Source organism: Planococcus sp. FY231025, from assembly GCF_052078085.1.
Taxonomy (GTDB): domain Bacteria; phylum Bacillota; class Bacilli; order Bacillales_A; family Planococcaceae; genus Planococcus.
Window position 1 is genome coordinate 542,222 of sequence record NZ_JBQJJG010000005.1, and the last position, 21,832, is coordinate 564,053.

Consider the following 21,832-nt stretch of genomic DNA (forward strand, 5'->3'; position numbering starts at 1 on the left):
CCTTTAGAACGGATTGGTCGCCCACTGGCTCGAGGACGGAATGAAGATCCGTGGATGCAGTTTGAGCTGGGCGACGATGTATTCGGCAATGTCTTCCGGCTGCATGAATTTCTCTTCGCTCGCATCCGGTTTTCCGGCATTTCCGCCAAACTCGGTGATCACCCGGCTCGGCGTCAGCGCGAATACCCGGATATTGTGCTTGCGCACTTCCTGAGACAGCGATTCCGAAAGCCCGAGGACGCCGAATTTCGAAGCGCTGTACGCGCTTGAGCCCGCCGTTCCTTTTACTCCGGACATCGAGGAGATGTTGACGATGTCGCCGCCGTTTTTTTCGATCAATTGCGGCAGCACGGTGCGGGTGACATAAAACATGCCCATCAAATTGACATCGATGACTTTTTTCCAGTCAGCCGGATCGATTTCCAGCAGCGGCCCGAATTTGCCGATGCCGGCATTGTTGATGAGGATGTCCGTGTGCCCAAGCTGCTCCGTCAGGGATGAAATGGCATTTTCCACTTGCACCAGGTCTGAGACATCCGCTGTGGCGTAAGCGGTCTTGATGCCGAGCGCTGCTGCTTCTTCAGCGACCTGCTGCAGATCTTCCTCTGTCCGGGAGATGAGCCCGATGTGGACGCCTTCTTTTGCCAATCCGAGGGCGACTGCCCGTCCGATGCCTTTTCCGGCTCCCGTGATAAAAGCGATTTTCCCGTTCAACGATTGTGCCATTGTTTTTCCACCTTCCATCATGTCTTTACCTTTTATTTTGACCGAAGCCTGGCGGAAACGCAAAGTTGCCGCTGTCTGGTTGAATTTTGGGATTCAAGGGTATATAGTAACTAATAAGAATAAAAAAACCGCCGGTGCGCGAACACCGGACGGCAAGCAATCAATAGGTCCTCCCCAAGGGAGATCAGCCTCAAGGTTTCTTCATAAGGATAACCCGCAGAGCTACCAACTCAAGGGCGGGTTATTTTTTTTGGTTTGATGACGTTACGGCGAGCACCAGGCTTGCAAACGTTACTGCAAACATCAATGCCTCGAACACTGTCATCCGCACCACCCCCTTTCATTCGGGGATGGCCGACCACCCTTGAGTACCCTTTTCAATTGCCTTTCATTATCTTACCATATCTTTTGGCCTTCAACTTCCTTTATTTTCGTTCTCCTACTTCATTTTCCGGCGGAACTCCAACTGCTTTTTCTTCTTCTTTTTTGACACGACCGGCTTCGGTGCCGGGTTGAAATGATCGGCATATAGCCCCGTATACGATTGGTACCAGACGAACGCATGGACCAAAAAGACCTTCAGCACGGCATAGGCCGGGATGCCGAGGATGACACCCGGAATGCCGAAGAGGTTTCCGGCAGTCAATAGGACCGCGATGATGGTCACCGGATGGATGTTCAAGTTGCTCCCGAGGATCAAGGGCTGAATGACCCGGCCTTCAAGCGTCTGTTCGATTGTAAAGACGATGAGCACTTTCACCAGCATAATCGGCGAATGGACGACAATCGCGACGATGATGATCGGAAAAAAAGCGATGAACGTTCCAAGGAAAGGGATCAAGTTCAGCACGCCGGCCATGATGCCTAAGATCAGCGCGTATTCCATTCCGATGATCAGAAAGCCCAGCCAAAACATGACGCCGACCGCAAACGCCACCAGGAGCTGGCCGCGTATGTACTGGCTGATCTGGAGGTTGGTCTCGCGAAGCAGCACATAGGTTTTCTCCCGCATTTTCGACGGCACCATGTTCATGATATGATACGGCAGGTTATGGCCGTCCTTCAGCAAATAGAACAGGATGAACGGCGTCGTGATGACGGCGAGCACGATCGACGTCAATGTGCCGAAGATGCTGCCGAGGTTGCTGATGGCCGAATCGATCATCCCTTCAGCCTGGGTCGAGATCGTTTCTGCGAGCGTACCGGTGTCCCCCAGCAATTGTTCCTGGATGCGCGTCAAAAGATCGCTCCGGAGGAACATATTGAGCTGGGTGATGAATGTCGACAAATAATCCGGGAAATTGAGCAGCAGGCTCAGGACCTGCTCCCGGAGAATCGGAATAAGGCTGACAATGCCCCAGACGATCAGGCCAGCGAGCAGCAGAAAGACGATCAGGATGCCCGAGATGCGGGGCACCCCTTTTTTCTCGAGCCCGTCGATCAGCGGATTCAGCAGGTAGTACAAAATGCCGGACATGACGATCGGCAACCCCATAGCGGATGCAAAGCCCTTGAGCGGCTCCAGCAGATACAGGACTTTTGTCAAGAGGAAAAGATTCAGCAGCACCAATAGCGAAACCAGTAAGATGGCCACCACTTTATTGTTCAAGACCCAGCGCCAAAACCATGTGGCGACCGCTTTCGCCGTCAGCCGTTCTTTTTCCGGTTCCATCGCTTACCACCTCTCCATGCACATGGCATTCCCTTCACATTACGGAATAAGGCCCCTCTGTGCTTTTGTTTATATCTCTTAATTCGATATGGCAGCAGCTTCTTCCTTTATCCGGCTAGAGGCATAAAAAATTTCACAAGAAAAGCCTGCATCCATTTATTCGGGATGCAGGCTTTTTCTGTTTCGGTCAAGCCGCGACAGCGACTTTCTTTTTCAGCAATCCGGCTACAACAGCAGTCACAGCCGCTCCGGCAAGAATTGCCAGGATATACAGCAGGATGTTCATCGCCGCTCCGTCGACAAGTCCGATGACGAAGATGCCGCCGTGTGGTGCACGCAAGCCGATATCAAACAGCATGACGAGCGCACCGGTGACCGCAGCCCCGGCAACTGAAGCCGGAATGACGCGCGCCGGGTCGGCCGCGGCGAACGGAATGACGCCTTCTGTGATAAAGCAGGCACCGAGCACATAAGCGGTCTTGCCGGCTTCCCGCTCGGGTTTGGAGAATTTGTTCTTAAAGAATGTCGTCGCAAGCGCCATGCCAAGCGGCGGAACCATGCCCGCTGCCATGACTGCAGCCATGAAGACGAAGTTTTCAGCGTCCAGCATCGCGATGCCGAACGTGTAGGCCGCTTTGTTGATCGGTCCGCCCATGTCGATCGCCATCATGCCGCCGAGCAGCAGTCCGACCAGGACAAGATTCGTTCCGCCCAGGCTTTCAAGGAAAGCGGCGATGGCGGTATAGACTTTCGTCAATTGCGGATTGACAAGCATCATGATGATGCCGGTGATGGCAATCGCAAACACCGGATAGAACAGCACCGGCTTCAAGCCTTCAAGCGAATTCGGCAAGCCGGCAAACGCGCGTTTGACGAAAAGCGTGACATAACCGGCCAGGAAACCGGCGATCAAGCCGCCAAGGAAACCGGAACCGCCGCTCGCTTCTTCAACGCCGGTGACGGTAGTGGCAATCAAACCGCCGATCATACCCGGTGCAAAACCGGGGCGCTCAGCGATGCTCATCGCGATAAAGCCGGCCAGTACAGGAACCATCAAGTAGAACGCTTTGCCGCCGCCGATCGTGCTGAGCATGGCGGCGAACGCATTGTATTCAGGGCTGTCCGGATCCGCTGCGTTGATGCCCCAGAAGAACGACAGCGCAATGAGGATCCCGCCGCCGACAACAAACGGCAGCATGTTGGAAACGCCGTTCATCAAGTGCTTGTAGAAACCGCCTTTGCCATCCGAATCCGACGCTTCGTCTTTCGACTTATCGTGCTTGTAAAGCGGCGCATCGCCGGCCAGCGCACGGTCAAGGAGGTTGTCCGTTTCATAGATCGCTTTGCCGACCGCTGTCTGGATGACGGGCTTTCCAGCAAAACGCGCCATTTCCACTTTGGTGTCTGCTGCAACGATGATTGCATCTGCATTTGCGATGTCTTCATCGGTCAGGCGGTTCTTGACGCCGCTTGAGCCGTTGGTTTCAACTTTGATGTCGATGCCGCGCTCTTTGGCGCGGTCATTGAGTTTTTCCGCTGCCATATAAGTATGGGCAATGCCGGTCGGGCAAGCTGTGACCGCAAGGATCCGTTTGCCGGTGCCGGCTGGTGCGGTGTGTTCTTCTTCGGGCGCTGCCGGGCCCTCAGTTTCATGTTCCTTATCGGTGACCGCCTGCAGGACTTCCGCTTTTGAACCCGCTGCCAGGATCCGGCTGCGGAACGCTTCGTCCATGAGGAATGTCGCGAGCCGGGACAAGGCTTCCAAATGGTCGTCATTCGCCCCTTCACTGGCGGCGATCATGAAGAACAGATGGGCGGGCTGCCCGTCAAGCGAATCGTAGTCAAGTCCTTCCACCGAACGGCCGAAAGCGATTGCCGGGGATTTTACCGCTGCGGATTTGGCATGCGGAATGGCGATTCCTTCCCCGATGCCCGTCGTGCTCTGGTCTTCGCGCGCCTGGATGTCGCGGGCGAACGCTGCAGGATCATTCAGTTTGCCGGCGCGGTCCAGCTGGCCGATCAGTTCCGACAGCACATCGCTTTTGGAACGGGCCTGGACATCAAGGACGATTGTTTCTTCAGTCAACAATTGGGTGATTTTCATTTTGCCACATCCTTCTCTTGTATTGGGGTGATTTTGACTTTTGCGAGCAAGTCCTCTACCGCCGCTTTCGTGCAGAGGTCTGTGCTGAACGCCGTGGCGCTGCCGCTTGCAACACCGTAGCGGAACGCCCGCTCCGCATCTTCATGGAGCGCGTAGGAAGCGATAAATCCGGACACAAGCGAGTCGCCTGCGCCTACCGTATTGACCGCTTTCCCTTTCGGCGCCTCTGCCAGCAGGGCCAGTCCATCTGCAACAAGCAGCGCTCCTTGGCCGCCCATCGAAACCACGACATGCCCAATGCCCATACGGTTGAGCTCGCGCGCATACGACAAGGCGTCATCCGGACCCGCAATGGTTTGGCCGAACAACTCGCCGAGCTCTTCCAAATTCGGCTTGATCAGGAACGGGGATGAACGGATCAGATCTTTGAGTGCCGGGCCGGATGTATCAACGACGAAGCGGACCTGCTGCTTCCGGCACAACTCTGCCAGTCCGGTGAAATAATCCGGCGCAATCGAGCCGGCTAAGCTCCCTGCAAGGACCAGCCAATCCCCCTGCTGCATCGCTTCCACTTTTTCCTTTAATTGCATCAATTGCTGTGCGTCCAATTCCGGACCCGGCCCGTTCAGTTCGGTTTCGACGCCGGATTTGATTTTGACATTGATGCGAGTGATACCATCCGTTTTGATGAAGTCGGTTTCAATGCCTTCCTCTTTCAAAAAGTCTTCTATATACTGTCCTGTAAAGCCCCCGGTGAATCCGAGCGCCTTGCTTCCTGTTCCGAGGCGCGCCAACACACGTGACACGTTTATCCCTTTACCGCCAGGGTAATAATAAACATCGGACGTACGGTTCAAGGAGCCGACTTCGAAGCCGTCCAAATAAGTGGTGTAATCCAGGGAAGGTGATATTGTACACGTATAGATCATCGGGTTCCCACCTTTACAATCGTTTTCTTTTCAAGTGCATCCAGAAGCCCCGGCGGCAAGCCGTCGACGATGAGGAATGCCTCATCCAGCTCCATGATTTTGGCGAAACTCACCTTGTTCGCTTTGGAATGGTCGGCCAGCACATAAGTTTCCCTGGCCAGTGTACTTGCTTCCCGTTTGACAGCCGCTTCTTCCGGGTCCGGCGTCGTAAAGCCGAGATCCTGGTGGAAACCGTTGACCCCTAGGAAGCAAAGGTTGAAACGGTAGTTTTTCAGCGACTGGATGGTCTGAGCGCCGACCAGTGCACCGGTGCTCGGTTTCATCCTTCCGCCGGTCAAGTAAGTCGTAATCCCGTGCGCATCAAGTGCATCGACAAGCGTCAGCCCGTTAGTGACGACAACAACATCTTTACCTTTTAAAAACGGGATCATCTGGAAAGTGGTCGTGCCGGCATCAAGGAAAATGCTATCTCCGTCCTGGACGAACGAAGCAGCGAGTTTTGCAATCTGGATTTTTTCCGCCTGGTTGCGGTCCGATTTATCCTCGATCGAAGGCTCGGTCAAATTCCGTCCCGGAAGAACCGCCCCGCCGAAAACGCGCTCCAGCTTGTTCTGGCTTTCAAGTTCCGTCAAATCCCTCCGGATGGTGGATTCAGATGCGGACGTCTGGTCGACAATGTCCTGGATTTTGATGGTCCCTTTTTTTTCGAGCAAGTTCAAAATAAATTCATGCCGCTCATTCGTTAACATTGGCTGCACCTTCTTTTTATTTTTGTTAAATCGATATTACTTGAAATCGCTTCCAAAATCAATCATAATCATTCATAAGCAGTCAAATTCATTCAAAAGGTTTTATTTTTCATCCAAAAGCCGTCGTGAACGAATTAAGACTCATCCAATATCAATCAAAACACTAGGAGGAAATTGACATGACAGAAAAACAATTCACTATCACGGACGAAGCAGGCATCCACGCACGACCGGCATCCGCACTCGTAGGCGCGCTAGGCAAGTTCAAATCGGACATTACGATGGAGTTTAACGGCAAAACCGTCAATCTGAAATCGATCCTTGGCGTCATGTCACTCGGAGTGTCTTCCGGTTCGACTGTAACCATTGCCGCAAATGGTGAAGACGAAGAACAGGCAATCGAAACCATCACTGAAGTTATGGCAGCACAGGGGCTCTCAAACCAATGACGTCTACCCTATCCGGGATTGCGGCATCAGATGGTATAGCAATTGCCAGAGCGTTCAGACTCGAAACACCCGTGTTGGACACCTCTAAGAAGACCGTTGGCGATGCCGGCCAGGAAATCGAACGTTTCGCTGCGGCACGCGCGGAGGCCGTCTCGGAGCTCGAGGCGATCCAAAAAGCCACTGCACAAGGGATCAGCGATAAAGAAGCAGCGATTTTCGGAGCACATCTTCTGGTCCTGAACGATCCGGAACTTGTCGGACCGGTCAATGAAAAAATCGAATCGGAACTCGTCAATGCAGAATACGCTCTGAAAGAAACGGCGGATGGGTTCATTGCCATGTTCGAAGCGATGGAAAACGATTATATGAAAGAACGTGCCGCGGATATCCGCGATGTGACCAAACGTGTGACTGCCCGCCTGCTTGGCGTTTCCATTCCGGACCCGAGCTTTATCCGAGAAGAAGTCGTCATTATCGCAGAAGATTTGACGCCTTCCGATACGGTCCAATTGAATCCGCAATATGTTAAGGGTTTTATCACGGACATCGGCGGACGCACGTCGCATTCAGCTATTTTGGCGCGGACGCTTGAAATTCCGGCTGTTGTCGGCACGAAAAAAGCGATGGAAAGTGTTGCAAACGGTTCATTGATCATCGTGGACGGGCTCGAAGGTTCGGTCATCATCGAACCGGATGACGAAACGGTAAAACGGTACGAGGCGAAACAAGCGGCTTTCCGAAAGCAAAAAGAAATATGGGCCAAATTGAAACACGAACCGACCGTCACTTCCGACGGGGTTTCTATCGAACTGGCCGCAAACATCGGATCGCCGAAAGACGCTGCCGGTGCCGTTGAAAATGGTGCAGAAGCCGTCGGATTGTACCGGACGGAATTCCTTTATATGGGAAGCGATGATTTTCCGACAGAACAGGAACAGACCGAAGCCTATTCGGCAGTCCTGAAGGCGATGGGCGGCAAACCGACGGTCGTGCGGACGCTCGACATCGGCGGGGACAAGGAACTTTCCTATCTGGACCTGCCGAAAGAACAGAATCCGTTCCTCGGCCTTCGCGCCATCCGGCTTTGCCTGGAACGGCCCGATATGTTCCGCACCCAGCTGCGTGCACTCCTACGCGCAAGCGTCCACGGCAATCTGAAGATCATGTTCCCGATGATTGCAACGCTTGAAGAATTCCGGGAGGCCAAAGCGCTGTTCCTTGAAGAACAGGCAAAGCTGGCCGAGGAAGGGATCCCATTCAGCCCGTCGATAGAAATCGGCATCATGGTGGAGATCCCGTCCACCGCTGTTATGGCTGACCAATTCGCGAAAGAAGTCGACTTCTTCTCCATCGGAACAAATGATCTGATCCAATATACGCTGGCTGCAGACCGGATGAATGAAAATGTCTCTTACCTGTACCAGCCGTATAATCCCGCAATCCTGCGCCTGGTCAAGATGGTCATCGATGCTGCGCACAAAGAAGGCAAATGGGCCGGCATGTGCGGCGAAATGGCGGGCGATGAAATCGCCATCCCTGTCCTGCTTGGCCTTGGGCTGGATGAATTCTCGATGAGTGCTTCGTCCATCCTGAAAGCGCGCGAGCAGATCAGCCAATTGTCCAAGAGCGACATGGCCGCCCATAGCGAAGCCATCCTCTCTTTGGCAACAGCTGATGAAGTGAAAGCTTACGTGGAAAAACTCCTATAGCATCATCATGAAAGCAAAAAAGCGCTCAAGGGCTATCCTTGAGCGCTTTTGTTTCGGCTAAATCGGTGCTGTCAAGAAAGTTCCTTCATTTGAGAAACCAGCTTTTTGATCACCCGGTCGTTTCCAGGGGCTACTTGGTAGACGTCCCGGTACGCATACTGTTCTGCATTTCCGCCGTTGTGCTTGACGGTCATTTTTCCTGACACTGCCGACTCCGAGCCATTGATATCAATTTCATCGATTGTCATCTCTACATCGTCCTTGATGTCCATTTCTTCGACATGTGCCAGAAATGCCTGTTTCCCTTCGATTGTATCTCTTCCTTCACGGTCCCAAACGACATCCTCTGCAAGGTGGCGCGACAGGAAATCAACGTCCCCAATTACGAAAGCCACGTTCATTTCGCGGAAAAACTTCTCGGCGCTTTTATCTGCCATTGTTTGTTTCCTCCTTTGGAAATGCTTATTGAACTAAATACCCGATTCGGAAAACTTCAATCCCCTTCGAAATAAATGAGTAGGAAGGAATCTGCCAGCGATCACAGAGCATATTCAACCCAACCTGCGCTTTTGCCGAGAATGCCGCAAAACAAAACCAGCAGCTGAAACCTTTTGTCTCCCACTGCCGGTTTTGCGCTTCCTTTACTATTGCACCGCTTAGCGCGCAGCCAGGTAGTCGAGCAAACCCATCGCGCTCACTTCCGTGTCGAGCTTGATCATATTATAGACTTCATGGCTGTCCGGCACGCCTTTTGTACGCAGATAACCACGCACCTGCTCCTGCAATCGCAGGGCCAGCTCTGACGGCTCTCGCCTTTTTTGGAAGGCTTCTTCCGCTTCTTCCACGAAAATCACCAGCCATTCCGCAACTTGCCGGAGCGCTTCTTTGGATTCTTTCTCCATGCTGTAATGCCCGTAATAGATGGCATCAAAATTGGCCGCCTGAAAACGGTCGATCTCCTGCTGCATCGCCTGCGGATCAAACTGGTTCGGAGACGTCGAAGGCAGGAAAAAAGGGATGCCCTCCTCTATCAGCTGAGGATAGCGGATGCCGACAGTATCACCGGCGAACATACCGTTGCTGACAGGGTCATAAATGCCGAAATGATGCTTCGCGTGGCCCGGTGTGTCCCAGAATTTCAAAGTGCATTCCGGCCCGATTTCCAAGGTGTCGCCTTCCCCTTTCACGAGTATGCTTTCACTCGGAATCGGCACAATCGGATCGAACAAGTCAGCGAATTTATCACCGTAGATCGCCTTGGCGCCCGCAATCAGCCGGCTCGGGTCAGCAAGGTGCCGGGCGCCCTTCGGATGGACGACCACTTTGGCGTTCGGGCAATCCTGGAGCAGCAAGCCCGTCCCGCCTGCATGGTCCAAATGGATATGCGTCACGATGATGTATTTCACCTGTTCAAGCGAATACCCCAGCTCGCTCAGCCCTTTTTTGATGTGCGGGACAGACGGGCTCGCCCCTGTATCAACCAGTGTCAGTTCCTTTTCATCAATGACGTATGTGCCCGTGCGTTCTGCAATGCCTAAATCGAAACCGTCAATAATGAAGATGCGTCCGTTCAACTGCTTAGCCATTCACCAAACCCCTTTATTATGTAATAATGAATAATAAGAATATTCTACCATTCATTGCGGCTGAGGCAAATGAATAGACGAATTGGAGAGATGGCCATGAGTGCGAGCAACACTGGGATTCCATTCTGGACCAGAAAACATGTCGAAGCCTCCCTTCCCATCCGTCGGGAGGACGGCCATAAAGGGACGTTCGGAACCGGCCTGCTTCTCGCCGGAACGCGCGACATGCCTGGAGCGGCGCTGCTTGCTGCGCTGGCATCCATGCGATCCGGCATAGGCAAACTGGAAATCGCCACCGCTCCGGAAGTGGCAACCGCCATCGTCGTGCTTCTACCGGAAGCCACCTATATCCGCGACGGGGTCCAAAAAACCGCAGAACATTCTCTTGATCTTGATCCATACCGTGCTAGTGCAGCTGGCCCCGGCTTGCCGCCGGATGAAATGACCGAAAAAGCGGTCGCCGCATTGCTGGCATCCGGCCATCCGGTCGTGCTCGACGCCGGCGCGCTGTCCAAACGGGAGTATCCAAGACGCGCCTCTCCCACCATCCTGACGCCGCATGTGCGTGAATTCGCCCGGATCACCGGTGTATCCAAAGAGGAACTTGCTGAAAACCGCATCCCGTTGCTCCAAGCATCGGCCCGGGAATGGGGCACTGCCATCGTTTTGAAAGACCACGAAACGCTGATTGCATTTCCGGACGGTGAGATATGGAAGAATCCGACGGGCAACTCAGCGCTCGGAAAAGGCGGAACCGGCGATACGCTGACCGGCATGCTTCTCGGCATGCTGTGCTGCCATGAGGACTGGCGCCATGCTGTCTTGAATGCCGTTCACCTCCACGGCGCCTGCGCCGATGAATGGGTCCGCACCCGCTCTGCGCATACGATGCTCGCCCATGAGATAACCGGCATGCTGCCTGAAGTCTGGAAACAGTACGAACGGTAAAGTGTCTCCGTAAATCCTGGCCGCTTATTGGTTTTACTATGGTCATTGCTATGTATATAATTGATAGAAATCAAAAAATACACATTGCTTTCCAAGGAGGGCTTTACTTGCCGCAAGAAAAGACGTTGCATTCAGAAATCAGCAGCTATGTTTCAACGCTGCTCCGTTCGAACTTCGGAAAAGGGCCGACTTCCGTCTATGTCAGCATCCAACGCCCTTATATCACCATCCACTTCCGGGGTTTCCTCGCACCCATGGAAGCCATTCTCGTGAAGCAAAAAGAATTCCAGCGCGTGCTGCAGACGCGGGATTTGATGATGAACGACCTGCGTTCCGAAATCATTCTCGCGTTATGGAAGATTGCCGAACTGGAGGTCAAAGAAATCTATGCCGACTGGGATCTGGAAAATAAAACCGGCATGATCATCGCCGTTTTGAATGAAGAACCTGCAGCGGACACATTGAAATGGCCAAAGGAAGTTGATCAGAAGGCATTTGAAGAAACGATCGATGCGGCAAGCTTCAAAGCGGAAAAGACCCCCGGCAAAACAGAATCGTTCTGGATGAATGACCGGACCATCCTCGTTAAACGGTCGGAAATTTTAGTGCGTATTGAAAAGGAACTGATCCAGAACGGTTTTGTGGAAGAATTGAAACTTGCCAAACGGCCGCTCGAACACAAAGTGATGAGCGAAGTGCCGCTCGAATCGGTACTAGGACGTGACATAGCGGAAATGTTCGTAGATTGGAATTTTGATGAAGACATCAGCTACTCGGTGTTTCTGCTTAGCCCTGTAGAAACAAAATAAAAAAAAGAGGCGCATCAGCGCCTCTGAACTAGTAGACAAAAGAATATTTACTCATCTAAAAGAATAACCGTACATTTAGAATAAATTATACCGAATCCTCCACTTCAGGCGGACGCTTTCCGCGGGCTCGCACCGAACTAACTCGGCCTGGCGTCCGAGTGGATTTCGGCACTGCGCTACCCCGCAGGGAAAACCGGTGCTCCTGCATCGCTTCGCTGCTTCGTCGCAAACAAGTTGGCCGAACTGCCTTCGACCAACTTGCTCGCCGCCTTCCGTTTCGGATTTTGAAGCCAGCGGCGTGTTTCTGACAGATTAAAGCAGAATCAGAATTCTAATCTTTTCTTTTTGGTACAGGTGACGCTCCCGAGCGAGCTGGCCACGGAGACTCCTGTGGGAGCAGCGAAGCGACTCCAGCTGAATGCCCCACAGGAAAGACTTGGCTTACCAAGTCTTTCCGACGAAGCTAGCGCAGCGATGCAGGAGCATGGTTTTTCAGTGACGAGGAGACTGAAGCCGAGCCCACGGAAAGCGAAGTGGCCAGCCCGGTCGGGCTTATGCATCTCTATTCATTTAAATTAGACTTTGTCTAAAGTTTGAGAGGCGCATCAGCGCCTCTTTTTAATTGCGATTTATTGTGCCCTGTGGCAAACGACGACTTCCCGTGAAAATCCGGCTTTTTTAGCGATGCAGCGGTCCGTTATGGCGTATCCTGCCTCTGCGATCATGCTATCCAAATTATCCAATGTGACGACGATCAGTTTTTCAGCGATCCGGTGCGCATGCGACAAAATCGACAGCTGATCCGCAGGCGTTGCACTGGTGTAGAGATTATAAGGCATATCGATGATCGCGACATCGAATTGGCCGGTTGCTTCAGCGATCGGGCCATGCACCACTTCTCCCGACAATCCGAAATGGGCGATATTCTCCCTTGATCCCACAACGACGAGCGGATTCACATCCCTGCCGACAATGTCGATTCCCATCGATAAACCTTCCACCAAAACCGTACCGATGCCGCAGCACGGATCAATCGCCCGGACGCCTTCGATTTCAGGGGCGGCGATATTGGCCACTACCCTTGCGACCCGCGTGCTTAAAGCGGTCGAATACTGCTTGGGCTTTTTCTGATGCCTGAACCACACCGGCTCTGCCAGCTGGTAACGTCCGAAATACCAGCGCCCTCCATACGGAAGCAAGCCGAATACGACGTCGGGTTCCTGCATGTCGGCTTTCCCTTGGATCACCTTACCGATCCGGGATTCTACAGCCCGCTTCTCATCGTATCCGGTTTTCTCCGCTTCCGGTTCGCCGTTGATCTTGACGAAGATGACCTTGAACGTCTGCCCTTCCATCGAGATAGCAGACGCCCGGTCGACAATCCCTTCCAGGCCTTCTTCCTCGAAAAGGATATCGATCCGCTCTTTCATGAAGGGGCTCCGGTCCGGATCGACCGCTGTCCTGCTTTTTATGATTTTGCCGGTATGGCCGGCTCCAAAAAACGACCGCATCTCCAAGCCGCAAAGTTCTTTCTCATCTTCTGTATAGGCATATGTGTAAAGATATTCGCCTCTTGGCATCAATCGGTTCAAAAAATTCCCGTCCTTCTCGCTTTTATTGCAAAGTCGCTTAGCTTTACCAGTATAGCGCGAACTGCCTCAGCTGCACAGAAAAGCCTGCAGGGCGCATAGACACCATGCAGGCTTTTTCATTATGTTCGAGGATGAAGATGAACCAAGCTTTACTTTCCGGCTTTGATGCCCGCAGGTACAGAGCCAGTCCGGACAGTGCGCGCCGCTTGCGGTCCGGTTGTCGGCTTTTTCGACCAAACCGTCGCAAGAATCGGCCCTGAGATATTGTGCCAAATTGCCCCCCATACGCTCGGCAATGCCGCGAGCGGGCTGAAGTGGGCAGTTGCCAATGCGACGCCGAGGCCGGAGTTCTGCATGCCGACTTCCAGCGAAATGGCCCGGCGGTCGTTTTCTGACAAGCCCATCGCCATAGCTGTCAAATAGCCGAGCAGCAAACCGAATCCGTTATGCAGGAACACAGCCAGGAAGACGATAAACCCTGAACTGATAACATTTTGCGCATTTGCAGCCGTCACGGCCGAAACGATGATCAGGATGGCTGCTACAGAAATCAGCGGCACAATCGTGATGCCTTTTTTGACCACTCCCGGGAAAAAGCGCTGTACGAGGAATCCGAGCGCAATCGGAATGATGATGACTTGGATGATTGACTGGAACATGGCCAACGGATCGACAGGCAGCCATTGCCCAGCCAACAGGAGCAGCAGCAAAGGCGTCATGATGGGTGCCATCAATGTCGACAGCGAAGTCATGGCAACCGAAAGCGCCAAATTCCCTTTTGCCAAATAGACCATGACATTCGAAGCGGTTCCGCCTGGCACACAGCCAAGGAGTACGAGGCCGGCTGCCAGTTCAGGCGGAAGTTTCAATAAATAAGCGATGGCGAATGCTGCAAAAGGCATGATTAGAAACTGCGCGGCAACGCCGATAACCACCGGCAGCGGCCGGGTCAGCACAATTTTAAAATCAACGGGCTTCAGCGTCAGCCCCATGCCGAACATGACGACCCCAAGCAGGATCGTGATATAGCTGCCGAAACCGAGAAACGCTTCCGGAATAAAAAACGCAAGCAATGCAATCAAGATGACCCACACGGCGAAATACTTTCCTGCAAATGAACTTAATGACTCGAGCATCTTCATTTTATTATCTCCTTCGCTTCTGCTTTGATGTTTTTATGCGGATTCAACAAATTGTCGGGATCCAGCGCCCGCTTGATTTTCTCCATGACCGCCAGCGCTGCGCCGTGCTCCCGCTCCTGGTACTTCTGCTTGCCGATGCCGACCCCGTGTTCGCCGGTGCATGTTCCGCCGCGTTCGAGCGCATATAGCACAATGCGTTCATTGAATTCCTGCGCTTTTGCCACTTCTTCAGGATCGTTCATATCCATCATAATGAGTGCATGGAAATTGCCGTCCCCAACATGGCCGACGATGCCGCCGGGCAAGCCGAGCGCCAAGAGATTCTCCCTGGCATGCCCGACAGCCCCGGCAAGCTCCGATATTGGCAGGCAGACATCGGTAACCATCATTTTTTTGCCCGGGTATCCGTGGATATAAGCATAGGCCAAGTTATGCCGCGCTTCCCACAGCCGGTTCCGGCCGGCGGTATCCGTTTCAAAAGCTACTTCTTCACAGCCATGTCCCAGGACGATTTCCTGCATGAATTCGACATCCTGCTTCAATCCCGCTTCATTGCCATGGAATTCCATGAACAGCGTCGGTTTTTCAAGATAGGCCGTGTCGCTGAAGAGATTGGCCTGGCGCACCGATTGTTCATCCACGAGTTCCACACGGGCAATCGGAATGCCCGCCTGCAGGATGGACACGACCGCTTCCACGGCATCCTTGACGGACGGAAACGATGCACGGGCTGCTGTGATATGCTCGGGAATGCCATAGACGCGCAGCGTCATTTCCGTAAAGCAGCCTAGCGTCCCTTCCGAACCGGTGAAAAGGCCGTTTAAATGGAGGCCTGAGGAGGATTTGGCAGCCATGCTGCCGGTATGGATGATGGTGCCGTCAGCAAGGACGACTTCAAGGTCCCTCACTTGATCCCGCATGACGCCGTACTTGACGGAAGTGGTTCCGCTGGCATTGGTTGCGACCATGCCGCCGAGTGTGGCATCCGCTCCCGGGTCGACCGTGAAGAACAAACCGTATTTCTTCAATTCCTTGTTCAGCTGCGTACGCGTGACGCCCGGCTGCACCTTGACCAGGAAATCCTCTTCATAAACGGCTAGGACCTTGTTCATCAATGAAAAATCGATGGTAATCCCCCCGCTTTGAGGAATCACATGCCCTTCCAGGCTCGAACCGAGACCGAACGGCACGACCGGCATTTGGAACTGCTTCGATACTTTCATCACAGCAGCCACATGAGCCGCAGTCTCCGGGAAAACGACGATGTCCGGCAATTTCATCGAATGGTACGATTCATCGCGGCCGTGCAGTTCCCGTACCGTTTCGTTGACGGAAATTTGATCTTCTTTCAGGTGTTCGCGCAAAGCTTCGTGTATAGTTTCCAGATTGTCCATTGCCATTTTTGCTCGCTCCATTTCTCATAATGGGATCGGTGTTGCATTTTGTTTTCATTCAAATTGGTCCAACCAATAGAGTTCATTATACATAATAATCTGAAACTTTCAATGCAAAATTTTCAGACATTGCTTAATTTTTTTAGAATTGGTATGGTGAAAGCAAAGTTCCTGGCAGCTAGGAGAGATTGCATGGAGAATCCGAAGAAAAAAACGTATGAACTTGTCGTGGAACAGATCGAAGTATACTTGCTCGAAAACCGCTTGCAGCCGGGCGACCGCCTGCCTGCTGAACGGGATCTGGCAGCGCTGTTCGGCGTCAGCCGCACTTCCATCCGCGAAGCTTTGAAAGTTATGGAAATGAACGGCGCAATCGAAATACGGCGCGGAGGCGGCAGTTTTATCGCCGCGACAGAACTTACAAAACTGAGCCGTGTGCTGTCCTCCCACTTCGATGATGCCGAAACTCATTTCATTCATGAGATGCTAGAACTGCGCAGGGCCTTCGAAGTCGAAGCTGCTTCGCTGGCTGCGCAGCGGGCGACCCCTGAGAATTTGGATGCGATTCAGGAAGCGCTGGGCCGGATGAAGGAGGCCATTGACGATCCTGAAGCCGGAGTGCTAGCAGATCTTGAATTCCATCTGCAGATTGCGCGCGCTGCGAAGAACCGCTTGTTGATCGACATGATGGGCACACTTGCCAAACGCATGGAAGACAATATCCGCGCGACGCGGCGCCACCGGTTTGTGGACGCCAGCCGCCATAAAGATACGTACGAAGAACACCAGGAGATTTTCCTGGCCATCGCCTCAGGCAATGCCGCCCTTGCAGCACGGCTGATGGAAAAGCACATTTCCCGCATCCGGCTGGAATTGAACCGTTCCGTGATACATCCGGCCAAAACAAAAAGCGGACTCGAGTGAGTCCGCTTTTTCTTATTGTTCTACGGCGACGACGGTTTCCACATCGTCTGCACGGTTCTTGCGCGCTTTGGCGAAGAACATGCCGACAAGGATGACCGTCAAGATCAAACCGATGATAAATGACACATCAAGATCGAGGTTGAAGCCGATCTTCTGGTTCAAGATGTAGACAAAAACCATATACGTAATGAAGATGGCCGGCGCCAAGGACACCAGATAGTTTTTTCCTTGGATATACAGGTACATCGTAGCGATCCAAAGAGCAATCGCAGCGGTTGCCTGATTGGCCCAAGAGAAATATCTCCACAGCAAATTGAAATCGATTTGGGTCAGCACCAGGGACACAGCGAACAAAGGAACAGCGATCAACAGGCGTTTTGCGACCTTTTGCTGATCCATCTTGATGTAATCCGCGATGATGGATCGCGCTGCACGGAAGGCGGTATCGCCGGACGTGATCGGCAAGACGATGGCGCCAAGGACCGCGATGGTACCGCCCACAGCACCAAGGAGCGTCATGGACACTTCGTTGACGACAGCAGAAGGCGTTCCGGAATTGATGATGGTGCTCAAAGTCTGGCCATCAAAAATGCTCATGGCTGCTGCTGCCCAGATCATAGCGATGATCCCTTCAGCAATCATCATGCCGTAGAAGATGTAGCGGCCTTGTGATTCATTCTGGGTGGTCCGCGAAATGATCGGCGATTGGGTCGCGTGGAACCCGGACAATGCCCCGCAAGTAATGGTGAAGAACAACATCGGGAAGATCGGCAGATTCGCCGGGTGCATATTCACCAGGTTCAATTCGGGAATTTTATATTCAGAGAACAACAATGCGCCACCGACCCCGATCGTTCCGATCAGCAGGACAGCACCGAAATATGGATAAAGGCGGCCGATGATTTTATCGATTGGCAAGATCGTCGACAAGAAATAATAAACGAAAATAACAGCGATCAAAATGCCGACAGCCACTTTTCCGTCAAGCAGAATCGCAAGGAGCGACGCCGGCGTCGTTACAAAGACGGTGCCTACAAGCAGCAACAGCAGCAAGGCGAAGAAGTTGACGACGTGCTTGGAAGCCGCGCCAAGAAACTTGCCGGCAAGCTCCGGAATATGAGCGCCTTTGTTGCGGATTGAAATCATGCCCGTCAGGTAATCATGTACCGCACCTGCAAAGATACAGCCGATGACGATCCATAAAAACGCGACCGGACCATAGAGAGCCCCCATGATCGGCCCGAAAATCGGACCGGTTCCGGCGATATTCAGCAACTGGATCAAGGAATTTTTATGTTTATTCATCGGCACGAAGTCAATGCCGTCCTGATTGGCATAGGCCGGTGTTTTCCGGTTCGCCATTGGGCCGAACATTTTTTCGATATACTTGCCGTATGTAAAATAAGCTGCAATCAATAATGCGATGGAAACTAAAAATGTGATCATTTTTCTACCTCTATTCTTTTTTTGTAAACACTTGCTGCAATGGCCGGATAGCGGCCGGTCCCCTCCCCCGTATGTCCCCGCGAAAATAAAATGCGGGCTTTCCAAATTTATGCTGAATTTAAGATTATTACAGTTAAATCCATTAGTCAATTTGAATTTTTCCGAAATAAAAACAGCCGGGCGTTAAGCCCGGCTGTAGATATGTGCCTGTTTCAGTGTTCCGCCTGCGCTGGTTCTTCATGCCCTTTGACGCGGAGCCCGGTCCCTTCCAAAGTCTGCATCAGCAGTTCGTGCATGAGTTTATAGCCTTCTTCGTTCGGATGGATATCATCCAGCCAGATCCCTTCTTTCTTGTTCATCGGATCCGTCCGTGAAATGATGACGCCTTCTTCTCCGATGGCCCGATTCCAGGTGCGGAGCAGCAGGTCCGTGAACCCGAAGTACTGGACGTTTTTTTTCATGGAATTGTAGAGGTTGTTCTGGACGATGATGGCTTCTTCGTTCAGTTCCCGGATATGGCGGTAAATCGCCAATAAATTTTTCCGGTAAATCCGTTTCATGACCGCAAATTGGCGGATAAGCCCCTTGGCACCGTGCGTGCGGAATCCCCGCAAAAGATCATTCCCGCCGATATTCAATAGGACCATGTCCGCTGACTGGAGCACGGAATCCCACCGGTTTTCCTGCAGCCGGCCGATCAGTCCGTTGCTTGTCAATCCATTGATCCCCAGATTGGTGACCGTGGTGCCGGGGAACGCCTCTTTCAAATGTTTGGCGATGCCTCCGCGCGTCCCGTAGCCATAGGCGACCGAATCCCCTAAAATGACGATATGTTTTATGAATAATTCACGTTCTTCTTTTTTCGATGGCAAAAATGGCAACCCTTTCAAAAGGGCGCCTGAGCGTGCAATTTTGTCCAAGTTGCAACACGTCCCTTTCAATTTATCTCTCCTTATTTTAACATAAAAAACAGATTCCCACGATTTTGGTGCCCGTCGCAGAAGCCTGCCCTTTTACATTTCCCTTCCATTTCTGTACCATAAAAGCCAACATCTTTAGAACGGAGGAACCGGAAAATGAATACGTTCTTTTTAATCATCGGCATCGTGCTGGTGATTGCAGCCATCGCCGATTTCATCTGGACAACATTGTGGGTCGACGGCGGAGCCGGGCCGTTGACCGACCGCTTATCGAGCGCCATCTGGGCATTCATGCGCAAATGGAGCCGCGACCATCCGAAAATCCTTAGTTTAGCCGGACCGGTCATTCTGTCGGCGACATTGCTGATGTGGATTTTTCTGCTGTGGGCAGGATGGACGCTCGTGTTTTCAGGAAACGAAAGCGCCATCGTCAACTCTACGGACAGCACCCCCGCGACGTGGGTCGAGCGGCTGTACTATGCCGGCTACTTGATTTTCACGCTCGGCAACGGAGATTACGCACCGACTACCGGTGTCTGGCAAATTGCCACGGTAATCGCAACGGGCACCGGCATGATGTTCATCACGCTCGGCGTCACCTACCTCTTGTCGGTACTCGGGGCCGTCACGCTGAAAAGGGCTTTTGCAGAGAGCGTTTTGTCGATCGGCAGCAGCGCCGAAGAAATCGTCACCGATTCCTGGGACGGTAACGACTTTCACAATGTCCATCTGCTTCTCAGCAGCTTCTCCTCCCAGCTCAGCACCATCACGTCCCAGCACAGCGCGTATCCGATCCTGCATTATTATTACGCCGAGAAGCGGCAGGAATCGGTTCCGGTCGCTGTCATCGTACTTGATGAGGCATTGACGGTATTCCGGTTCGGCATCCCTGAAGAACATCGTCCGAACGGCTTGCTCATTAAAGAAATGCGCCGGACTGCGCAGAGCTACCTGGAAACCATGGACATCAGCGCCGGGCCGTTGCCGCCGCCCCCGGATCTTGCTAAACTGCAAGCTGCGGGATTGCCAACCGTCTCCGCTGAGGAATTCAACGAAGCGCTCGACCGCCTGTCTGAACGCCGGAAACAGCTGGTCGGCTTGGCCCATGCAAGCGGTGTAGAAAGTCCATGGGAATGAATAAAAAAAGCCGCTTTATCAAAAAGCGGCTTTTTGGCGTTTATGAAAATGGATATTGGCGTTTTTCTTCTTGCACGGAAATCCACTTGAATGTGGTGAATTCATCCAGCGACCATTCGCCGCCGAATCGCCCAAGCCCTGAAGCTTTTTCGCCGCCGAAAGCGACAAGCGGTTCATCATTGACGCTCTGGTCATTGATGTGCACCATTCCAGTCTCCATGCGTTCTGCGAATTTCATTGCCTTTTCGAGATCTTGCGAATGGACAGAACCGCTTAATCCGAATTCAGTGTCGTTTGCCACCCGCAATGCCTCTTCTTCATCGGCAACCGGAATGATCGTCACGACCGGACCGAACATTTCGTTTTTCGCAGTCGAGTTTTCATTTGTTCCTTTTAGGATGTAAGGCGTCATGACGTTGCCGTCGACTGACCCTTCGAGCAGAATTTCCGCCCCTTCCGCTTTCGCCTTCTCCACTTCCCCGAGCAGGCGCTTGACCGCTTTTTGGTTGATCAGCGGACCGATCAGTGTTTTCTCGTCGTGCGGATCCCCCGCTTTAATCTTTTGGGCCAATTCAATGTACTTTTTCGTGAATTCTTCATAGATGTCCTGATGGACAATGATGCGGTTGACAGCCATGCAGATTTGCCCGCTGTGCATGTATTTGCCGAAGACGGCACCTTCCACCGCCCGTTCGATGTCGGCATCTTCCAGGACAACGAATGCATTGTTGCCGCCAAGCTCAAGAACGACTTTCTTGATATTCCGGCCGCATAGTTCGCCGATATGGCGGCCGACGCCGGTTGAACCGGTAAATGAGATCATGCGCGGAATCGGATGCTCGACAAAGGCATCGCCGATTTCGCTGATGTCCGGGACCACCACGCTGAGCACTCCCGGCAAGACGCCTGCTTCTTCAAAGATTTTAGCGATGAGTGTCCCGCCCGAAAACGATGTCTGGGAATCAGGTTTAAGGACGACGCTATTCCCTACCGTCAAAGCCGGCGCTACAGACCGCATCGCTAGATACATTGGGAAGTTGAACGGCCCGATGACGCCGACCACGCCTAGCGGCTTGCGCAGGACATTATTCTGTTTTCCCGGTATGATTGAAGGTGTAATGGAGCCTTCGGCATGGAACGGAAACGATGCCGCATGCCGGGTAATAGCGATGCAGAAATCGACTTCAACATTCGCTTTGATGAATGTCGAACCGGCGTCTTCAATAAGCACTTTGACGATTTCGCTCCGCCGATCCTCCATGATGCTTGCCGCTTTTTCAATTATGCGGTTCCGTTCGAATGCGCTTACAGCCGCCCATTCTTTCTGAACGCTTTTTGCATGTGTATAGGCTTCGTCGATATCGGCGATGCCGGCAGATTTATACGAGGCAATTTGCTCTTGTGTGTACGGATTCACCACTTCAATTTCCTTTGATCCTGTCCCTTCGCGCCATGTTCCCCCGATGAATTGCTTGTCAAGATCTGTGTATGCAGTCAAATGTAAAACCCCTTTCTAAACTCCAGTCAACAATTTTATTGTTCCCGTTATTCTGTAAAAAAAACATCTTCCCGCTTACATTCGCCCCTTCCGCAGAC

General features: G+C 52.5%; 19 protein-coding genes. 6 read left to right on the forward strand and 13 right to left on the reverse strand.

The features are described 5' to 3' along the window. Window positions 1-3: 3 nt before the first annotated feature. The 5 genes from ACTL32_RS09095 to ACTL32_RS09115 form a co-directional block, all read right to left on the reverse strand. A complete protein-coding gene (locus ACTL32_RS09095) occupies window positions 4-726 on the reverse strand; it encodes a 3-ketoacyl-ACP reductase (RefSeq protein WP_441341140.1) in 723 nt (240 codons plus the stop codon). 439 nt (window positions 727-1,165) lie between these two features. Beyond that, window positions 1,166-2,398, reverse strand: coding sequence for an AI-2E family transporter (locus ACTL32_RS09100; protein ID WP_441341141.1), 1,233 nt, complete (start codon window positions 2,396-2,398; stop codon window positions 1,166-1,168). Between the two features lie 187 nt (window positions 2,399-2,585). Beyond that, entirely contained in the window at window positions 2,586-4,502 is a 1,917-nt protein-coding gene (locus ACTL32_RS09105; RefSeq protein ID WP_441341142.1) for a PTS fructose transporter subunit IIABC, read from the reverse strand. Next, window positions 4,499-5,431 (reverse strand): 1-phosphofructokinase, encoded by a 933-nt coding sequence (gene pfkB, locus ACTL32_RS09110; protein WP_441341143.1) that lies wholly within the window; start codon window positions 5,429-5,431, stop codon window positions 4,499-4,501. Before pfkB ends, ACTL32_RS09105 begins: the two co-directional genes overlap by 4 nt. Continuing rightward, a complete protein-coding gene (locus ACTL32_RS09115; protein WP_441341144.1) occupies window positions 5,428-6,180 on the reverse strand; it encodes a DeoR/GlpR family DNA-binding transcription regulator in 753 nt (250 codons plus the stop codon). The genes pfkB and ACTL32_RS09115 overlap by 4 nt, the downstream gene beginning before the upstream one ends. A 179-nt stretch (window positions 6,181-6,359) precedes the next feature. Between ACTL32_RS09115 and ACTL32_RS09120 the strand changes: the two genes are divergently transcribed. Beyond that, on the forward strand, window positions 6,360-6,629 hold the full coding sequence (locus tag ACTL32_RS09120) for a phosphocarrier protein HPr (RefSeq protein WP_204890645.1): 270 nt from the start codon (window positions 6,360-6,362) through the stop codon (window positions 6,627-6,629). Beyond that, window positions 6,626-8,338, forward strand: a complete 1,713-nt coding sequence (gene ptsP, locus ACTL32_RS09125) for a phosphoenolpyruvate--protein phosphotransferase (RefSeq protein WP_441341145.1) — start codon at window positions 6,626-6,628, stop codon at window positions 8,336-8,338. Before ACTL32_RS09120 ends, ptsP begins: the two co-directional genes overlap by 4 nt. Window positions 8,339-8,409: 71 nt before the next feature. On the opposite strand, the gene ACTL32_RS09130 is transcribed toward ptsP, so the two are convergent. Both ACTL32_RS09130 and ACTL32_RS09135 read right to left on the reverse strand, forming a co-directional pair. Next, window positions 8,410-8,775 carry a nuclear transport factor 2 family protein gene (locus ACTL32_RS09130; protein ID WP_441341146.1) on the reverse strand — a complete coding sequence of 122 codons (366 nt, stop codon included), beginning with the start codon at window positions 8,773-8,775 and terminating at the stop codon, window positions 8,410-8,412. A gap of 219 nt (window positions 8,776-8,994) precedes the next feature. Then, window positions 8,995-9,924, reverse strand: coding sequence for an MBL fold metallo-hydrolase (locus ACTL32_RS09135; RefSeq protein ID WP_441341147.1), 930 nt, complete (start codon window positions 9,922-9,924; stop codon window positions 8,995-8,997). Window positions 9,925-10,020: 96 nt separating this feature from the next. On the opposite strand from ACTL32_RS09135, the gene ACTL32_RS09140 reads away from it, so the two are divergent. Continuing rightward, complete coding sequence (locus tag ACTL32_RS09140) at window positions 10,021-10,872, forward strand: NAD(P)H-hydrate dehydratase (protein ID WP_441341148.1); 852 nt, start codon at window positions 10,021-10,023, stop codon at window positions 10,870-10,872. A gap of 107 nt (window positions 10,873-10,979) precedes the next feature. Then, window positions 10,980-11,681, forward strand: a complete 702-nt coding sequence (locus ACTL32_RS09145) for a DUF2294 domain-containing protein (RefSeq protein WP_441341149.1) — start codon at window positions 10,980-10,982, stop codon at window positions 11,679-11,681. Between the two features lie 629 nt (window positions 11,682-12,310). On the opposite strand, the gene ACTL32_RS09150 is transcribed toward ACTL32_RS09145, so the two are convergent. From ACTL32_RS09150 to ACTL32_RS09160, 3 genes are all read right to left on the reverse strand, one after another. Beyond that, a complete protein-coding gene (locus ACTL32_RS09150) occupies window positions 12,311-13,273 on the reverse strand; it encodes a TRM11 family SAM-dependent methyltransferase (RefSeq protein ID WP_441341150.1) in 963 nt (320 codons plus the stop codon). A gap of 149 nt (window positions 13,274-13,422) precedes the next feature. Next, a complete protein-coding gene (locus tag ACTL32_RS09155) occupies window positions 13,423-14,415 on the reverse strand; it encodes a bile acid:sodium symporter family protein (RefSeq protein ID WP_441341151.1) in 993 nt (330 codons plus the stop codon). Beyond that, complete coding sequence (locus tag ACTL32_RS09160; protein ID WP_441341152.1) at window positions 14,412-15,815, reverse strand: FAD-binding oxidoreductase; 1,404 nt, start codon at window positions 15,813-15,815, stop codon at window positions 14,412-14,414. The genes ACTL32_RS09155 and ACTL32_RS09160 overlap by 4 nt, the downstream gene beginning before the upstream one ends. Window positions 15,816-16,001: 186 nt before the next feature. Here ACTL32_RS09160 and ACTL32_RS09165 point away from each other — a divergent pair, with 186 nt between their 5' ends. Beyond that, window positions 16,002-16,733 carry a FadR/GntR family transcriptional regulator gene (locus ACTL32_RS09165; protein ID WP_441341153.1) on the forward strand — a complete coding sequence of 244 codons (732 nt, stop codon included), beginning with the start codon at window positions 16,002-16,004 and terminating at the stop codon, window positions 16,731-16,733. Between the two features lie 12 nt (window positions 16,734-16,745). Here the strand turns inward: ACTL32_RS09165 and ACTL32_RS09170 are convergent, their stop codons facing one another. Together ACTL32_RS09170 and ACTL32_RS09175 are read right to left on the reverse strand one after the other, a co-directional pair. Continuing rightward, entirely contained in the window at window positions 16,746-18,179 is a 1,434-nt protein-coding gene (locus tag ACTL32_RS09170) for a carbon starvation CstA family protein (RefSeq protein ID WP_441341154.1), read from the reverse strand. Between the two features lie 212 nt (window positions 18,180-18,391). Further along, window positions 18,392-19,099 carry a GDSL-type esterase/lipase family protein gene (locus tag ACTL32_RS09175; protein ID WP_441341155.1) on the reverse strand — a complete coding sequence of 236 codons (708 nt, stop codon included), beginning with the start codon at window positions 19,097-19,099 and terminating at the stop codon, window positions 18,392-18,394. A gap of 156 nt (window positions 19,100-19,255) precedes the next feature. Between ACTL32_RS09175 and ACTL32_RS09180 the strand changes: the two genes are divergently transcribed. Further along, window positions 19,256-20,236: an ion channel gene (locus ACTL32_RS09180; protein WP_441341156.1), complete on the forward strand. Its 981-nt coding sequence runs from the start codon at window positions 19,256-19,258 to the stop codon at window positions 20,234-20,236. 40 nt (window positions 20,237-20,276) lie between these two features. Here ACTL32_RS09180 and ACTL32_RS09185 read toward each other — a convergent pair whose 3' ends face one another. Beyond that, window positions 20,277-21,734: an aldehyde dehydrogenase family protein gene (locus tag ACTL32_RS09185; protein ID WP_441341157.1), complete on the reverse strand. Its 1,458-nt coding sequence runs from the start codon at window positions 21,732-21,734 to the stop codon at window positions 20,277-20,279. Window positions 21,735-21,832: the final 98 nt, after the last annotated feature.

Bases quoted from the DNA above. Each gene is read 5' to 3' on its own strand.
- ACTL32_RS09135 (WP_441341147.1), bottom strand. From the start codon at position 9,924: ATGGCTAAGCAGTTGAACGGACGCATCTTCATTATTGACGGTTTCGAT.
- ACTL32_RS09100 (WP_441341141.1), bottom strand. From the start codon at position 2,398: ATGGAACCGGAAAAAGAACGGCTGACGGCGAAAGCGGTCGCCACATGG.
- ACTL32_RS09155 (WP_441341151.1), bottom strand. From the start codon at position 14,415: ATGAAGATGCTCGAGTCATTAAGTTCATTTGCAGGAAAGTATTTCGCC.
- ACTL32_RS09115 (WP_441341144.1), bottom strand. From the start codon at position 6,180: ATGTTAACGAATGAGCGGCATGAATTTATTTTGAACTTGCTCGAAAAA.
- pfkB (WP_441341143.1), bottom strand. From the start codon at position 5,431: ATGATCTATACGTGTACAATATCACCTTCCCTGGATTACACCACTTAT.
- ACTL32_RS09095 (WP_441341140.1), bottom strand. From the start codon at position 726: ATGGCACAATCGTTGAACGGGAAAATCGCTTTTATCACGGGAGCCGGA.
- ptsP (WP_441341145.1), top strand. From the start codon at position 6,626: ATGACGTCTACCCTATCCGGGATTGCGGCATCAGATGGTATAGCAATT.
- ACTL32_RS09140 (WP_441341148.1), top strand. From the start codon at position 10,021: ATGAGTGCGAGCAACACTGGGATTCCATTCTGGACCAGAAAACATGTC.
- ACTL32_RS09130 (WP_441341146.1), bottom strand. From the start codon at position 8,775: ATGGCAGATAAAAGCGCCGAGAAGTTTTTCCGCGAAATGAACGTGGCT.
- ACTL32_RS09120 (WP_204890645.1), top strand. From the start codon at position 6,360: ATGACAGAAAAACAATTCACTATCACGGACGAAGCAGGCATCCACGCA.
- ACTL32_RS09160 (WP_441341152.1), bottom strand. From the start codon at position 15,815: ATGGCAATGGACAATCTGGAAACTATACACGAAGCTTTGCGCGAACAC.
- ACTL32_RS09180 (WP_441341156.1), top strand. From the start codon at position 19,256: ATGAATACGTTCTTTTTAATCATCGGCATCGTGCTGGTGATTGCAGCC.
- ACTL32_RS09105 (WP_441341142.1), bottom strand. From the start codon at position 4,502: ATGAAAATCACCCAATTGTTGACTGAAGAAACAATCGTCCTTGATGTC.
- ACTL32_RS09165 (WP_441341153.1), top strand. From the start codon at position 16,002: ATGGAGAATCCGAAGAAAAAAACGTATGAACTTGTCGTGGAACAGATC.
- ACTL32_RS09170 (WP_441341154.1), bottom strand. From the start codon at position 18,179: ATGATCACATTTTTAGTTTCCATCGCATTATTGATTGCAGCTTATTTT.